Genomic DNA, 15,654 nt, shown 5'->3' on the forward strand with positions numbered 1-15,654 from the left:
CGCCGCGGCCGGGAATTGGGCTGATCCTGCGCCAACCTTTCGGCGCCTGCGGAATTCTTGAGGGACCGCCCTCCTCAGAGGCCCGCTTGTCGGGTTCAGCCTTCCGCGATTCAGTCTTCCGTGGGCGTGGTCCTGTTGGAGTGGTAGGTCCGCCACGTGTGTTCAGGTTCGTAGCCCAACAGGCGCCGGGCCTTGTCGATGGACAGCATAGTCTCGTGTTCGCCCAACTCCTTGGTCACGGTGACGTTGGGGAACACCTCCGCTGCGAGGCTGGCGCTGGAACGCGTCATGACAGTGTCCGCGTTCGCGATGATGAAAGCCTGGAACCCGGGCTGGCCGTTTTCCAGCGCACGCGCCACGGCCTGCGCGCCGTCGCGCCCGTCGATGTAGCCCCAGAGGTTCCACTTCCGCGCACTGGCGTCCGAATCGAACGACGGGAACCGTTCGTAGTCCTCAGGATCCATGACGTTGGAGAACCGCAGGCCCGCAATGCTCAGCTCCGGATCCCAGCGCGTCAGCTGGATCGCCAGCTGCTCCTCGAGGTGCTTCACGAGTGAGTACGTGCTCTCCGGCCGGGCCGGGTATTCCTCATCCACCGGGATGTAGGGAGGGTCGACGTCGAACGGCAGTCCCAGCACCGTCTCGCTGGAGGCGTAAACCACCTTTTTGATGCCGGCGCGCCGCGCCGCCTGGAAGACGTTGTAGGTCGAGAGCATGTTGTTCTCGAAGGTGGCGGCATCCGGGATGATGCCGGGCGCCGGAATGGCTCCCAGATGGACGATTGCGTCGAAGCCGTCATGCCGGTCGTCGAGACCGAGGAACACGTCAAGGACCTGGCCATAGTTACGCAGGTCCACGATTGCCAACCCGCGGTGCCGCTCCCCCGCCCGGTCCAGGTTCAGCACCTGGTGGCCGTCGTCGGTCAGCCTGCGGACCACATGCCGTCCCAGTTTTCCGCTGCCGCCGGTCACTGCAATTCTCATGGCGACACCCGGGTGGCCAGGAACTTTTCGACGGCGGCAATGGCACGTGTGGTGATGGCGCTTGGGTCACCGCTGCCATCCACCGAAACCAGTATGCCCCGGCCGGCGTAGACCGCCACGACCTCGTGGGTTTCGCGGTGGTAGAGGTCCAGCCGGTGCCGGAACACATCGATGGTGTCGTCCTTCCGGCCTTGTTCCTTGGCCCGCCGCAGCATCCGTTGCTCCAGTTCGGAATCCGGTGCGCGGAGTTCCACCACGGCGTCGAGGCGGTGGCCCTGGGACGCCAGTATGTTGTCCAGTTCCATGACCTGGGGAGCTGTCCTGGGGTATCCGTCCAGCAGGAAACCGGGCTGCAGATCGGCGTCGAGGAGCCGGTCCTTGACCAGGGCGTTGGTGAGATGGTCCGGGACAAAAGCGCCGTCGTCGAGATACCTGGCGGCCTCTACGCCCAGCGGCGTCTCGTGGCTGACGTTGTTCCGGAAGATTTCGCCCGTGGATACGGTCGGAATGCGGAAGTGCGTGGCGATCTGCACCGCTTGGGTGCCTTTCCCCGAGCCCGGCGGCCCGATGATGAGGAGTCTGGTCATGTTCCTGTCCCTCCACGGCGTCCCTGCCGGCTGGTCTCGGGTCCACTGTCGGCAGCGCCAACGTGTGCTTCATTCTGCCCACAAGTCGCAGCACAACGCCAGCCTCCGGGAAGGGAGCCGGAGGCTGGCGCTGGTTTGAGGGGTGTTAGAAGTTAGACGCCGCGCCCAGTATCGGCGAGAGAGAGATCGGATTTCCGTTTGCGTCTTTGGGCCCTTCAACAGATGTGAACGTCGACTGCACAGCCCCGGACACTACCGCCCTGGTAGCACCGCTGTCCGGCCCGAGGGTGATCGTCAAGGTACTCGAAGTGGCGGTGCTGGTCCACGCTAGCGCGGTAGCGTTGTTTCCTCCTCCGGCAAACACGAGATCAGTGGTTCCGGTGGAGAACGCCCCGCCTAATACCGCGGTCCCCAAGGTGAAAGTCGGGCAGACCGTCGAAGGCACGACGACCTTGAGGGTCCTGTTCGGCTCGATCCTGACCTGGATTCCGGCGTTCTTCAGAACCGCCGGCGTTGGGCTGGTCCATGCGCTGCAGATCGACGCCGGATTCATGGGTTCGGAGAAAGTGATGATGATCTGGTCGTCCTGATCCGCCCGACCGGCAACGTTTTTTTGAGCCACCGGGCCTGTCTGGAGCCTGAAGCTGGCTGTCGGCGCCACCGTGTCCTTTGTCGACGTTGCGGCGCCTGGAGTGCTCTCGTTGCCGGCAGCGTCTGTGGCCATTGCCGTGTACGCGATGGTTCCGTTGCTAAACGTGGAGAGGTTGAAGCTAATCGTCTGAACGGAGCCATTAGCCGTCAGGTTCTGGGTGAGTGTCTGTTGCGGTGTCCCAACCGGCGGCGCATCGGCAACTGTAACCCTCACGGACGCCCCTGCCTCAGCGGTGACGTCGACGTTGACGTTGCTTACGTTCAACGTGTTCACGATCCCCGGAGCGCTTACCGTTGGCGCAATCGGCGCAGCCGAATCCCCGGCCACTCCGCCGCTGCGGGCAGACTCCGGCCCCGCCCATGCTGCGAGCACAGGGGTCACGGTGTAGTACCAGGTGCCGGCGGGCAGTGCAGCCTCGCTGCAGCCCAAAGCCGCAACGGTTCCCGCGCAGCCGCCCCCGGCGGCAACTTTGGTGCCGCCGGTCGTTGAGGAGTAGCGGGCAACGGTGTAACCGGAGACCGGCCGGCCCGCCGCCGTCGTGCTTTGGGCCCAACTGACGGAGGCGGCATCTGCCGAAGCGGACGCTGTCGGTGCGGCCACGGCAAGGATGGCATCGGCCCTGGCGCCGCCGTTGTTGCTGCTGAGGGTCTGCCAGTAGGCGTTGGCCGCCGGGGCGCCCCAGGAAATGATGAGTGCCGCAGCCATAACGCTGGCAATGCGGGCCTTCCGGCGCGTCCGCGGCGGCTGCACGTGGGGCAGGATCTGGATGGGGCGGTTCATTTCCGTGCCTCCAACGTGACGGGCAGACTGAACGTCGCGCCCTGGCAGCCTGACAACGACGCCGTGGACATGGCGGCGGCGCCCGGCAGGGTGATCAGCACGGACGAATTCGCCGGAATACTCACTGTCGGTGCCAGCGGAACGGCAGGTTCAACGAAAGTCACGCCGGTTCCGGCGGCGGGGCAGCCCGCGGGGTTGCCGACCGCCGTCACAGCCCCGTTGCCGCGGATGGCGTAGACCTGCACGGCGTGGCCGTTGGGGTTGTGTGCCCGGACGGCAACATCGGCGGTGCCGCCCGGGACAAGGGTGTTCTGCGGGCTGTCGCCCGCCACGAGGGCCTCCACGGTGACGGTGACCATGGTGCCGTTGGCGGCGGCACCGGATCCGGCACCCACCGTGGCCCAGTAGGCGTACGCTCCGCCCACTCCCGTGGCGAGGCAGAGGGTGATGGTTGCTGCCGCAGTCTTGGCAGCCAGCCGTCGGGACGTCTTTTCCGGTGTGGCGGTCATGTCAGTTCCCCTCCCCTGCTCCGGAGTAGGCGAGCTGGAGCGTGGCGCCCTTGCAGCCGTCCTGGTTCAGTGCCGTATCCAGCATGGCGATTTGGGGCCACTGTGCCGAATCCGGGTTGAGCGATTGGAGCGTTTTGGACCCCACAGGAACCGTGAGCGGATAGGCCCCGCTGTAATTGGTCACCACGTAGTCCGCCGTTGTACAGGGGAGCCCCGCCGCAACGGCAGCCTGCGTCCGGGTGATGCCGGTGATGGCGACGGACAGGCTGGACAGTGCCAGGCCCTTGTTGTTGGGGTTGGAGAAGGAAAGATTCAGCGGAATCTTGGCGCCCGGCGTGAGCTGCGTGCCCAGATTCCCGGAAATGCTGAAGGTCTTTTTGGACGACTGGACAAAGAGCTGGACCACGACGCCGGCAGCCTGGCTTGCGCCGGCCGCGGTGGCAATAATCAGGTCCGACTTGCCCTCCGGTGTGGTGGCCGACGTCGTTACGGTGAGCACCACTGTGGCGGTTTTACCGGAACCCAGCGTCACCGACGCCGGGGCGAAGGCCGCCGTCGTACTGGCCGGCAGTCCCGAAACAGTGGGGGTGACGCCACCGCTGAAACCGTTGGTGGAGGTCAGGGACACCGAATAGCTGACCGGGTCGCCCCGGTCAACCGTCCGGCTGGAGGGATTCACCTGGATGGTGACGCCCTTGGTGTTGTTGCCCTGGCTCCCGCCCTGGCTGGCCGCGAAGATGGTGCCCGCCGAAACGAGCATCACCACAAGACCCACCAGCAGCACCTTCGCTGCGGTGGTGGTTCTTCGCATGACTGTGCGGAAGTACCCAGAATATTTCTGCACGTTCAGCCCTTCTGGCCTGTTCTGCAATGGGCGGGAGGAGGTGGAATTCGCCGGCGGGGAGGTTCTGCTCCTCCCCGCCGGCGAAGACTGTATTTAGACGCTGCCGACGGTGATGGTGACGACGGAGCCCTTGCAGGCGCTCTGGTCCTCCGTTGCGCTGTCCTTGAACGTAAGGGTTCCGCTGCCCACAGAGGTGCCGGCCGAGTCCGCGTCCACAGTGGTGTTGCTGGTTTCCGCGGTGACGTCGAACCAGGCCGGAAGGCAGCCCGCGACGTCCGTGGTCACACTGGCGGTCAGGACCCCCACCTTGGTGCTGGTGTTCGGGTCGGCGTTGTCAGCCGTGTACGAAACCGAGCGGACGTCTCCGGGGGTGAGGCCGCCGTCGAAGTCGGCGTGCAGGGTGACGGTGCCGCCGCCTTCCGAGTTGGTCGCTTCGCCTGAGCCCTCACCGGTGGTGGTCCAGTAGGCGTAGGCGGCGCCGCCGCCGCCTGCTACCAGTGCCAGGGCACCGGCTGCTGCCAGGACCTTGTTCTTCTTGGTCATTTTGCGCATGAGTGAGACTCCTTTGGGCTGGGGGTTAAGACCGTTTGCTGAGACGCACAGCCATCGGGAACCACTAAGGGACCTTGCTTCCGGCTGATCGATGACGCCCATACTTCCCGGCGCGGGTGATCCCAACAACGCGTAGCAGTACTGGACTTTTGCGGGTCTCCCCGGCCACGACCTCTTGGATGAGGGGCAGGGTACTCAGTTTTGGCCGACGAGGCGTGAGGTGTCCGATGCGCAGGGACTGTTCGTGCGGGCGCTCGGGAACCCGTCCCACTCCTTGGAGTTTCAAGCCCAGAGGCCTCACTGCCGGATCCTCCGGCGGTGCCACCCGCACAATAAGCAGGTAGTCCTTGAGTCCTCCCTGGCCTGGCCGCCTGGTGGCGCTTCCCAAGGCTCTGGCCTGTATATACTTCTGGATATCGGTTTAGCAGCAGGCCGTTGGACAGTTCGTCGATCCAGCGACCGTCGCCACCCTTTTGCCACTGCGGCAGGGTGATGCGGAGGGTTACCGGTTCGTTTGACCTGAGCGAATGGCACTAAGAACCGTGGCCAGCGAGTCAACAGCAAAAACAGCTACATCAATCACCGAGCACCTGCACGAAGAACTCCTCAACAGCTCCGACGTGGAGGAGTTCCTGGATGAGCTTGCCCGGGTGTCGGCCAGCACCCTTTCCGAACCCGGCGACGAAGTGCTGTGCGGCATCACTCTCCTGCGTCAGCGCAAGGCGGCCACCATTGCCAGCAGCGGCGCCGCTGCCCGCGCTGTCGGCCAGATTGAATGCCAGTCCGAGCAAAGCCCGGGCATGGCTGCCTCGCTGGAGCAGGTGACGGTCCATGTCGCTGACGTGAAAGACGAAGCGCGCTGGCCCGAATACTGCGAAGCCGTCCTGGACCAAGGCATCCGGTCAGTCCTGGCCATCCCGTTCCGGCTGGAGGGGGAAACCAAAGCCACCCTGCACCTCTACTCCCACCGGGCCTCCCGCTTCGAAGGCCGCGTCCTGACGGCTGCCGAGGACTTCGTCCGCCAGACCTCCCTGGCCCTGCGGCTTGCGGTGCGTTTCGCGCATTACAGCGAGACTGCGGCGCATCTGCGTGCCACCCTCGAATCACGAACGGTGATCGACATGGCGGTGGGCATCATCATGGCCCAGAACCGGTGCAGCCAGCAGGACGCGTTCGAGCTCCTCAAAGCGGCGTCCAGCACCCGTAATTCCAAGCTGCATATCGTCGCCGCAGCCGTGGTGAATGCGCTGGACCAGGGGCCGGCCCGGACGCACTACGACGGCTGAACCGGCCCGCTGCAGTGGGGCTCAACGAGGTGTCCGCTGACGTGGCCGGCGTGCGGTTTACGGCGTGCGTCATAATGACGCTCCTCGCCCCACTCGCCCCGTACACTGGTGGCAAAGCTGGCTGAGGGGCTTTCATGGAAACAAAACGCATTTGTCTTGTCATCGAGGACAACGACGACATCCGCGGCCTGGTCACCGTGGTCCTGACCAGCGCAGGCTTTTCCGTTCGTTCGGTCGCCAACGGCGCCGAAGGAATTGCCGCGGCCACTGAACCCTCGGTTGCGCTGATCACCCTGGACCTTGGCCTGCCGGACATGGACGGGCACGTCGTAGCCCGGGCAATCCGTGCCTTGAGCACTGCTCCCATGCTGTTCCTCACGGCCAGGTCCGAGGAGGACGACATCCTGGCCGGAATGGCCTCCGGCGCTGCCGCCTACCTGACCAAGCCGTTCCACCCCAAGGAACTGCAGGAGCTCGCACTGCGGCTCTGCCCGGCGGATGCCCCCGCCCGCCAGCAGTCGACACCGCAACGGCGGCAGTAAGCCGTACCCTCGCGCCGGCCCGCGCCGGCGCTAATTGCCGGCCCAGGCGTCTGGAGGCACGTGGCCGTAGAGAAGGTCAGTCCCCTTTCACAGGCGAAGCACACCTTCGCCAAATCGAAGCGATAGCTTGGCTGCCTACACATGAGGCATGACTCCTCTCAAGAACAAACAACGCAAGGGCAGCCGTGTCCGGCGCGCCGTCGTCGCCGGGGCCGTGGCCCTGACGCTTTCCGCAGGAGGTGCCACGGCCTGGGCGCTGGACCGCTTTGTGATCCAGCACGTGGAAATCTCGGACGTCTCGGCGTACCAGGCAAGCCAAACAGGCACCAGCCAGAGCACGACGGCGGACACCACCCCTGATTCCGCCGCCACCGCGGTCACCACGGACACGTCCTACGTGTCTGACAGCTCCAACATCAGCATCTCCACGGTGACCACCGGCAGCGACGACAGCACCATCACCTACTATGTCGCCGACGTCGTCCTCGACGACGCCACCACCCTCCAGTCCGCGTTCGCCAACAACAGCTTCGGCGAAAACATCACCGAAACCACGTCGGACATCGCCGAAGCCAACAACGCGATCTTCGCCATCAACGGCGACTACTACGGCTTCCGCGACACCGGCATCGTGATCCGCAACGGCGTGGTGTTCCGCGACGAGGGCGCCCGCCAGGGCCTGGCCTTCTACCGCGACGGCACCGTCAAGGTCTACGACGAAACCGCCACCACCGCCGAGCAGCTGCTGGCCGACGGCGTCTGGAACACCCTCTCCTTCGGGCCCTCCCTGCTGGACAACGGCGAAGTGGCCGCCGGCATCGAGGACGTGGAGGTGGACACCAACTTCGGCAACCACTCCATCCAGGGCGAACAGCCGCGCACCGCCGTCGGGATCATCGACGAAAACCACCTGGTGTTTGTGGTGGTGGACGGCCGCAGCCCCGGCTACAGCGCCGGCGTGACCATGACCGGGCTGGCCGAAATCATGCAAGGCCTCGGTGCCACCACCGCGTACAACCTCGACGGCGGCGGATCCTCCACCATGTACTTCAACGGCGAGCTCGTGAACAACCCGCTGGGCGAGAACAAGGAACGCGGCACCTCCGACATCCTCTACATCGCGGAAGAGGGTCGGCCATGATCATCCTGATCCCGGCCTACGAGCCGGACCAGCAGTTGCCCGCCCTGATCCGTTCCATCCGCGACGCCGAGCCGTGGGCCACTGTGGTGGTGGTTGATGACGGCAGCGGGCCGGAGTACAAGGCCGTGTTCGACGGCGTCAAGGCCCTTGGGTGCCACGTCATCGGGTATTCCTGCAATCAGGGAAAGGGCTTCGCACTGAAGACCGGGTTCGGATTCATCGCCGACCACTTCCCGGGCAGGACCGTGGTGTGTGCCGACAGCGACGGCCAGCACACCATGGTGGACATCCTCCGCGTGGCGGCGGCGGTACAGCCCGGATCTCCCGCCATGGTGCTGGGTACGCGGAACTTCACCGGCAACGTCCCGGCCCGCAGCAAATTCGGCAACAGCGCCACCCGGCTGCTGTTCAGGCTGGCCACCGGCGAGCGCATTTCCGACACCCAGACAGGCCTCCGCGGTTACCCGGCAGCCATGCTTCCGTGGCTGCGGTCCGTCCGCGGCGACCGCTACGAGTACGAACTGAACCTGCTGCTCGAAGCCAAGCAGGCCGGCTATGCGATCACCACCGTGGACATCGCCACGGTCTATCTGGACCACAATTCGGGGTCCCATTTCCGGCCGGTGGCGGATTCGGTCCGGATCTATGCCCCGCTGCTGAAGTTCCTGGCGTCCTCCTTCACCGCGTTCCTCGCGGACACCGCGGTGTTCCTGCTCCTGACCATGGTGACCGACTCACTGCTGCTGGCCGTGGTGGGGGCCCGGGCCGTGAGCTCCGCGGTGAACTTCCTGGTCAACCGGTGCATGGTGTTCCAGCACGGCCGGGACAGGCCTGCCGCGGCTGCCGGGCTGCGCTATTTCGGCCTGGTTCTTGTTCTCCTCGCCGCCAATTATGGCCTCATCTCGGCCGTGGACTCACTCTCCGTGGCCGCCCTGCCAGCAAAGATCCTTGCTGAAATCGCCCTCCTGACCGTCAGCTACGTGGTGCAGCAGCGCTTTCTCTTTTCCCGGCGCACGGCCAGGCGCGCCGGACGGGAGGCTGAGGATCAGGCTCTGGACCCGAGCCGCGGCCACCAGCCCGGGACGTTGCGCCGGTAGCCGAGGCCTTATCCGGTGGTGCCCGTCTTCTCGGCGTAGGAGGTGGCCTGGTGGCGCACCTGGTCCACGTAGGAATCGGACTGGTTGTAGGAGTAGATGGCATCAACCCATCCGTTCGCGGCGGTGAGGTCGCGGCCATGGGCGCATAAGTACCCGGCCGCGCTGAGGGCGGCATCGTCGATGTTGAAGGGATCCGCTTCACCGTCACCGTTCCCGTCAAGTCCCGCAAGCTCCCAGGTGGAGGGAATGAACTGCATGGGTCCTACGGCGCGGTCCCAGCGAGCGTCGCCGTCCAGGACGCCGTCGTCTGTATCAGCGATGGCGGCAAATCCGTTACCGTCCAGGCTCGGGCCCATGATTGGCCCGCTCGCCTGCCCTGCGGGAGACAGGCTCCCGCCGCCATAGGCTCCGTGGGCGGACTCCACGAAGCCGATCGCCGCCACCGTATTCCAGCCGATCCCGCATCCCGGAGCGGAGTGATTGGCCGCGCCGGCCGCACCCACGTATGCCCGAAGCGCACGGGCGGGTATGCCGGTTAGTGCGGCGGCCTGGATGAGCCACTCGGCGTCCGCGTTCCGGGTGACATTCACGGCAGTAGTGAGGCCGGCGGGCGGCGCTTCGAGTTTCGCCTCTGACCGGGGCGGCGGAAGGAGAACTCCCCGGGCGTCCGCGCCGGACTGTCCGCGTGCCCAGAATGCCAACGCGGTGACGACGCAGATCGCGAACACGCAGAAAACCGCAAGGCGTTTGAGTCGGAGCACGGGTTTGATCCTATCGATCGAAATCCGCCAGGAGGAACGGCGGCTGCATGACGCCCCGGGAAAATACTGTGGAGCGCCCGGCCGGCACTCATATTCGGACCTGGGTTCCGTCACAGCACCTGCACAGTATCGCCCGGGACGGTAGAGAACAGCCCACCAACAGATTCCGGAGAATCCCGATGACTTCCCTCATTTTCATCGCCGCAGACCTCGCGGCCATCAGCATCCTCACGTTCGTCCTCTACCTCCGCCGCCACCGCCGCCGCGACCTGGTGGTCTCGTACCTGGGCATGAACGTGGGCGTCCTGGCCGTGGCCACCGCCCTGTCCGGCTCAGCTGCCGGACTCGGCCTGGGACTTGGCCTCTTCGGCGTCCTGTCCATCATCCGGCTCCGCTCCACCGAGCTGGCCCAGCACGAGGTGGCCTACTACTTCTCGGCCCTGGCGCTGGGCCTCATCGCGGGCCTCGGCATCGAGCCCGTGTGGCTCACCGCCTCCCTGATGGGCCTGATCCTGCTGGTGATGTTCGTCGGCGACCACCCCCGTGTGCTGCCCGCGCACCGGCACCAGACGGTCATCCTGGACCGGGCCCTGGCGGAGGACGGCGACCTGTACGCCCGGCTCGAGGAAGTCCTGCACGGCAAGGTCCACTCCGCCACTGTCCAGGAGCTTGACCTCGTCAACGACAAAACCATCGTGGACGTCCGCTACGCCTACAGCCCCCGCGTCGTCCAGCCCGCAGCCCACGCCACCATCTCAACCATCACGACGGCGGCACCCCGGCACGCAGTACCGGCACCTTACGCGTCATCCCAGCCGCTGCCGCAGGTACCCGCACCTGTGGTGACAACCGATGCCGACGGAACCGAACCGGCGTCGTCCGCTCCCATCCACGCCTCGGCAGGTGCTGCCTGAACGCCCCCGCAGGCGCCGGCGTCGTGAACAGCCTGAGCGGACTGCCGGCCGTGGGGCTGGAGGAACTGAACGCCGAAGCCGCGCTGCAGACCCGGGTGGACCGCAAATACGTGGTCCCCGAGGACCTGGCCCAGGAGCTCCTGGCCGCGTTCGACGCCGAGGTCCGGGTCCTGGAGATGGACGGCTCCCACTGCTTCGCCTACGACTCCGTCTACTTCGACACCGCACAGCTGGACAGCTACCTCCTCGCCGCCCACGGCCGGCGCCGCCGCTACAAGGTCCGCACCAGGACCTACGTTGACAGCGCCATCAGCTTCCTGGAGGTCAAAACCGAAGGCGCCCGCGAAGCCACCGTCAAGGAACGCATCCCCTACGAGCTCGCGGACAGGTCCCGGCTGACGGCGGAAGGCCTGGACTACGTCCAAGAAACCCTTGCGACGGCCGTGGGCGGAGCGCCCGCCGGATCCCTCGGGCCGGTCCTCGAAACCCGCTACCACCGCACCACGCTCTACCTGCCGGAATCCGGCAGCCGGGCCACCATCGACACCAACGTCACCTGGCAGCGCCCTGGCGAACAGGCCTGGGTCCTGGACGGCGCGGTGATCCTCGAAACCAAGTCCGGCTCGGCGTCCGGCCCGCTGGACCGGCACCTCTGGGCCCACGGCATCCGGCCCTCCAGGATCTCCAAGTTCGCCACCGGCATGGCGGCACTCTGCCCGGACCTGCCCGCCAACCGCTGGAACCGGACCCTCCGCCGCACCATGAACCTCCGCCCCGCCGCCTGACCCACTCCCCCACAAATTTCGAAGGAACACACCATGAACCGCTTCCGCACCGCCCTGTCCGTCACCGCCCTCGCCCTCGCCGTGGGCCTGGCCGGCTGCTCCGCCGCCGGCACCAGCACGTCCATCACCGGAACCACCTCCAACTCGTCCGGCAGTTCCAACTCATCCACCACGTCCGGAACCGCCCAGGCCGCGGTGTCGCTGGACACCCTCGCCGCCGACACGCACTACGACGCCGACGACCTCACCTGGGACGCGGCCGCCGAAGTAGCCGTCACACTGGCGGACGGCGCCAGCAAAGTAGCCTCCGGCTCGTCGTCGGACGCTGTAACGGTCGACGGCGACACCGTCACCATCAGCGCGGCCGGCACCTACCGCCTGAGCGGATCGCTGTCCGACGGCCAGGTGATGGTGGCCGCCGGCGAGGAAGACGTGGTGCGCATCATCCTGGACGGTGCCGACATTTCCAGCTCCACCGGCTCGCCGTTTGTGGTGCAAAACGCCAACGAGGCCATCGTGTTCCTGGAGGACGGCACGTCCAACTCCCTGAGCGACGACTCCACCTACACGGACACCGCCGAGGACGCCCCGAACGCCGCCTTCTACTCCCAGGCAGACCTGACCATCGCCGGCACCGGCTCTCTGACCGTGGACGGCAACTTCAACGACGGCATCTCCTCCAAGGACGGCCTCGTGCTGGCCGCCGGCAACGTCACCGTGGACGCCACGGACGACGGCATCGTGGGCAAGGACTACGCGGTCCTGCTCGACGGCGCCTACCAGGTCACCGCCGGCGACGACGGCTTCACGTCCGACAACGAGGAGGACGAAGGCCGCGGCTGGGTCCTCATCAACGGCGGAACCCTCAACGTCAGCGCGGCCGACGACGGCATCAAGGCCTTCAACACCCTCACCATCGCCGGCGGCGTCACCACCGTGGAGGAGTCTGAGGAAGGCCTGGAAGCCCAGCACATCGTGATGTCCGGCGGCACAGCCAACGTCACGGCGAACGACGACGGCGTGAACGCCTCGGGCGGGTCCACCACCTCCACTTCCGGTGCCGGGATGGGCGGTGGCGGCGAGATGGCCGTCGGCGACTACACCGTGGACGTCACCGGCGGCTCGCTGACCATCAACTCCCAGGGCGACGGGCTGGACTCCAACGGCAACGCCAGCATCTCCGGCGGCACCGTGGTGGTCAACGGCCCCACCAACTCCGGCAACGGGGCGCTGGACGTCAACGGCGAGCTGACCGTCACCGGCGGCACTGTTGCTGCGGCCGGAAGCGTGGGCATGGTGGTCACGCCGGGCACCTCCTCGACGCAGTCCGGCGTGCAGGTGACGCTCGGCTCAGCCGTTCCGGCGGGCACAGTGGTGCAGATCGCTGACTCCAGCGGCACTGTGGTGGGTGCCTTCGTGACCACCAAGACGACGGCGTCGCTCGTGTTCTCCTCGGCAGCGATCACCGAGGGTGAGGAGTACACCGTCTACACCGGCGGCACGGCCACGGTCAGCGCCGGGGTGGGCCAGGGTTCCCTGGACGGCGCCGATGAGGTGGGCACCGTGACGGCCGGCGAGTACACCGCAGCACAGGGCCCGGGCGGCGGAGGCGGCTTCGGCGCCCGCCCCTAGCCCCACCCCTAGCCCCGTCCAGACGCTCTCTCACTTAACGCAGGAATACCTGGGACGCTCTCTCACTCTCCTCAAGAAAGTGAGAGAGCGATCCGGATTAGGCGACATTAAGTGAGAGAGCGTCCTGTCTGGATTCGGGTTATCGGCGCATACTTGAACGCACAGGCCACGCCATGGGAGGACACCATGAAGTTTCTCGGAGCACTGATTGTCATCTGGCTGATCATCGGAGGAATCGCCGCCTGGCAGCGCGGCTATTTCGGCGGGGCTCCAGGGTCCTGCGCCGCGGCGGGAACGGTGGCCGTGACCATCGTCGCCGGGCCCTTGAACTACATGGGCGTCAACCCGCAGGTCGGCTGCGAGCTGCCCCAACCCTCCCAGTAGCCAGATCCTTGGTGCCCCGGCGGGCGGTCCCTAGAGTAGGGAATGCCGGGTGCTGCCTTTTGCTTGCGCCCGAAACTGATCCCGAAGATTCGAAAGGACCGCCGAGATGGCATTCGTCACCGTTGGAACCGAGAACAGCACCGATACCGAGCTCTACTACGAAGACCACGGGAGCGGCCAGCCCGTTGTCCTGATCCACGGCTACCCGCTGGACGGATCGTCCTGGGAAAAGCAGACCACTGCCCTTCTGGAGGCCGGCTACCGCGTGATCACCTACGACCGCCGCGGCTTTGGCAAGTCCAGCAAGACCACCAGCGGCTACGACTACGACACGTTCGCCGCCGACCTCAAAACCCTCCTGGAATCGCTGGACGTCAACAGCGCCGTGCTGGTGGGCTTCTCCATGGGTACCGGCGAGGTTGCCCGCTACCTGAGCACGTATGGCTCCGCCCGGGTGGCCCGCGCAGTGTTCCTCGGATCGCTGGAACCGTTCGTCCTGAAAACCGGGGACAACCCGGAAGGCGTACCCCAGGACGTTTTTGACGGGCTCACCGAAGCCGTCACCGCGGACCGGTACGCGTTCTTCACGCAATTCTTCAAGAACTTCTACAACTCGGACACGTTCCTGGGCACGCCGCGGCTCAGCCAGGAAGTCCTGGACGCCAGCTGGAAAATCGCCGCAGGAGCCGGCGCCGCCGCATCAGTCGCCGCGCAGCCCACCTGGCTGACCGACTTCCGCGGCGACATCCCCCGGATCGATGTCCCCGCGCTGATTGTCCACGGCACGGAGGACAACATTCTCCCCATCGACGTCACCGGCCGCCGGTTCGCCAAGGCCCTGCCGTCAGCGGAGTACGTGGAGATCGACGGCGCCCCGCACGGGTTGCTGTGGACGCACGCTGCGGAAGTCAACGAAGCCCTGCTCGCCTTCCTGAAGAAGCAGACCGGATAACAAAAAAGAGTGGAAGGGCCAGGGGTTTTTGCCTGGCCCTTCCACTCTTAAGGCTCAGTCAGCTCAACCCTTGGCGGCCTTGCCCGGCAGCGCCAGCTTGAAGACCTTCGCCCAGGACGATCCCACCTGCTTCAGCAGCGGACCCGTGGTGTACTTCAGGCCATAACGCTGGCAGATCTCGCGGACCCGCGGAGCAACCTCGGCGTACCGGTTGGACGGCAGGTCCGGGAAGAGGTGGTGCTCGATCTGGTGCGACAGGTTGCCGGTCATCAGGTGCATGAACTTGGAACCGGAGATGTTGGCGGAACCGATCATCTGGCGGACGTACCAGTCACCGCGGGTTTCGCCTTCCACCATTTCCTCGGTGAAGGTGTCGGTGCCTTCCGGGAAGTGGCCGCAGAAGATCACGGCGTGTGCCCACACGTTGCGGACGGCGTTGGCGGTCAGGGTGCCGTAGAGCGCCTGCTTGCCGGAACCGGTCAGCATGGCGACGGCCGGAGTGGCGGCGTAGTCCTTGGTGAACTGGGTGACCACCTTGCGGCCCAAAGCCTTGAGGTCCTTGACGAGCGCTTCCTTGGACTTCTTGCCTGCCTGGTACTCGGCAAGCTCAAGGTCGTAGATGGCGATGCCCCATTCGAAGAGCGGGGAAAGGATGGCGTTGTACAGCGGGTTGCCCAGGTTGTGGGGCTGCCACGGCTGGTTCTCGTCCATGCGGAGGAGGTTGTACCCGACGTCGTTGTCCTTGCCTACGACGTTGGTCCAGCGGTGGTGGAGGTCATTGTGCGTGTGCTGCCAGGCGCGCGACGGGGTGACGAAGTCCCACTCCCACGTGGTGGAGTGGATGTCAGGATCCCGCATCCAGTCCCACTGCCCGTGGAGGATGTTGTGGCCGAGTTCCATGTTTTCCAGGATCTTGGCGAAGCTCAGCAGCGTAGTGCCGGTGACCCAGGCTGCCTTGTTCTTGCTGACCAGCAGTGCCGCGCGGCCGGAGATCTCCAGCCCGCGCTGGATCTTGATCATGCGGCGGATGTAGGCGGCGTCGGAGGCGCCGCGCTTGGCCAGGATTTCGTCGCGGATCGCGTCGAGTTCGCGGCCCAGCTCAGCCACCTGTTCGTCAGTAAGGTGCGCGGCGGCAGGAGGGCGGACCAGGGGGCTGCCGGACTCGGCCAGCGCTCCGGGGCGCGTCTTTGCCGCTCCGGTGGGGGCGGTGCTTTCTGAGACTTTCTTGCTTTCTGAAACTACTGACATGCGGT

At 65.9% G+C, this 15,654-nt stretch carries 17 protein-coding genes; 9 read left to right on the top strand and 8 right to left on the bottom strand.

Annotated elements, in window-relative coordinates; translation table 11 throughout:
- Positions 1-110: 110 nt before the first annotated feature.
- From NFC73_RS18845 to NFC73_RS18870, 6 genes are all read right to left on the bottom strand, one after another.
- A complete protein-coding gene (locus NFC73_RS18845; RefSeq protein WP_254752734.1) occupies positions 111-983 on the bottom strand; it encodes an NAD-dependent epimerase/dehydratase family protein in 873 nt (290 codons plus the stop codon).
- On the bottom strand, positions 980-1,570 hold the full coding sequence (locus NFC73_RS18850) for an adenylate kinase (protein WP_254752736.1): 591 nt from the start codon (positions 1,568-1,570) through the stop codon (positions 980-982). Before NFC73_RS18850 ends, NFC73_RS18845 begins: the two co-directional genes overlap by 4 nt.
- 145 nt (positions 1,571-1,715) lie before the next feature.
- A complete protein-coding gene (locus NFC73_RS18855; protein WP_254752738.1) occupies positions 1,716-3,002 on the bottom strand; it encodes a hypothetical protein in 1,287 nt (428 codons plus the stop codon).
- On the bottom strand, positions 2,999-3,511 hold the full coding sequence (locus tag NFC73_RS18860) for a hypothetical protein (RefSeq protein ID WP_254752740.1): 513 nt from the start codon (positions 3,509-3,511) through the stop codon (positions 2,999-3,001). The genes NFC73_RS18855 and NFC73_RS18860 overlap by 4 nt, the downstream gene beginning before the upstream one ends.
- Before the next feature lies 1 nt (position 3,512).
- On the bottom strand, positions 3,513-4,355 hold the full coding sequence (locus NFC73_RS18865; protein WP_254752742.1) for a hypothetical protein: 843 nt from the start codon (positions 4,353-4,355) through the stop codon (positions 3,513-3,515).
- Positions 4,356-4,448: 93 nt separating this feature from the next.
- Complete coding sequence (locus tag NFC73_RS18870) at positions 4,449-4,907, bottom strand: hypothetical protein (protein ID WP_254752743.1); 459 nt, start codon at positions 4,905-4,907, stop codon at positions 4,449-4,451.
- 542 nt (positions 4,908-5,449) lie between these two features.
- On the opposite strand from NFC73_RS18870, the gene NFC73_RS18875 reads away from it, so the two are divergent.
- From NFC73_RS18875 to NFC73_RS18890, 4 genes are all read left to right on the top strand, one after another.
- A complete protein-coding gene (locus NFC73_RS18875) occupies positions 5,450-6,193 on the top strand; it encodes an ANTAR domain-containing protein (protein WP_254752817.1) in 744 nt (247 codons plus the stop codon).
- A 134-nt stretch (positions 6,194-6,327) separates the two neighbouring features.
- Positions 6,328-6,735: a response regulator transcription factor gene (locus tag NFC73_RS18880; RefSeq protein ID WP_254752745.1), complete on the top strand. Its 408-nt coding sequence runs from the start codon at positions 6,328-6,330 to the stop codon at positions 6,733-6,735.
- A 148-nt stretch (positions 6,736-6,883) separates the two neighbouring features.
- Positions 6,884-7,876, top strand: coding sequence for a phosphodiester glycosidase family protein (locus tag NFC73_RS18885; RefSeq protein ID WP_254752749.1), 993 nt, complete (start codon positions 6,884-6,886; stop codon positions 7,874-7,876).
- The gene (locus NFC73_RS18890; protein WP_254752751.1) at positions 7,873-8,973 is read left to right on the top strand and encodes a GtrA family protein; all 1,101 of its coding nucleotides are present in this window, start codon (positions 7,873-7,875) and stop codon (positions 8,971-8,973) included. Before NFC73_RS18885 ends, NFC73_RS18890 begins: the two co-directional genes overlap by 4 nt.
- Before the next feature lie 8 nt (positions 8,974-8,981).
- On the opposite strand, the gene NFC73_RS18895 is transcribed toward NFC73_RS18890, so the two are convergent.
- Positions 8,982-9,734 (bottom strand): lytic transglycosylase domain-containing protein, encoded by a 753-nt coding sequence (locus NFC73_RS18895; protein WP_254752753.1) that lies wholly within the window; start codon positions 9,732-9,734, stop codon positions 8,982-8,984.
- Between the two features lie 179 nt (positions 9,735-9,913).
- Between NFC73_RS18895 and NFC73_RS18900 the strand changes: the two genes are divergently transcribed.
- From NFC73_RS18900 to NFC73_RS18920, 5 genes are all read left to right on the top strand, one after another.
- Complete coding sequence (locus NFC73_RS18900; protein ID WP_254752755.1) at positions 9,914-10,648, top strand: DUF4956 domain-containing protein; 735 nt, start codon at positions 9,914-9,916, stop codon at positions 10,646-10,648.
- Between the two features lie 23 nt (positions 10,649-10,671).
- A complete protein-coding gene (locus tag NFC73_RS18905) occupies positions 10,672-11,433 on the top strand; it encodes a polyphosphate polymerase domain-containing protein (protein ID WP_254752757.1) in 762 nt (253 codons plus the stop codon).
- Positions 11,434-11,466: 33 nt separating this feature from the next.
- Positions 11,467-13,065 carry a carbohydrate-binding domain-containing protein gene (locus NFC73_RS18910; RefSeq protein WP_254752759.1) on the top strand — a complete coding sequence of 533 codons (1,599 nt, stop codon included), beginning with the start codon at positions 11,467-11,469 and terminating at the stop codon, positions 13,063-13,065.
- Positions 13,066-13,251: 186 nt separating this feature from the next.
- Positions 13,252-13,449, top strand: a complete 198-nt coding sequence (locus NFC73_RS18915; protein ID WP_254752761.1) for a hypothetical protein — start codon at positions 13,252-13,254, stop codon at positions 13,447-13,449.
- A gap of 106 nt (positions 13,450-13,555) precedes the next feature.
- Positions 13,556-14,401, top strand: coding sequence for an alpha/beta fold hydrolase (locus NFC73_RS18920; RefSeq protein ID WP_254752763.1), 846 nt, complete (start codon positions 13,556-13,558; stop codon positions 14,399-14,401).
- Between the two features lie 63 nt (positions 14,402-14,464).
- Here NFC73_RS18920 and NFC73_RS18925 read toward each other — a convergent pair whose 3' ends face one another.
- Positions 14,465-15,649, bottom strand: a complete 1,185-nt coding sequence (locus NFC73_RS18925) for a fatty acid desaturase family protein (RefSeq protein WP_254752765.1) — start codon at positions 15,647-15,649, stop codon at positions 14,465-14,467.
- Positions 15,650-15,654 lie beyond the last annotated feature (5 nt).

It is taken from the genome of Pseudarthrobacter humi, assembly GCF_024294965.1.
In the GTDB taxonomy this organism is placed as follows: domain Bacteria; phylum Actinomycetota; class Actinomycetes; order Actinomycetales; family Micrococcaceae; genus Arthrobacter; species Arthrobacter humi.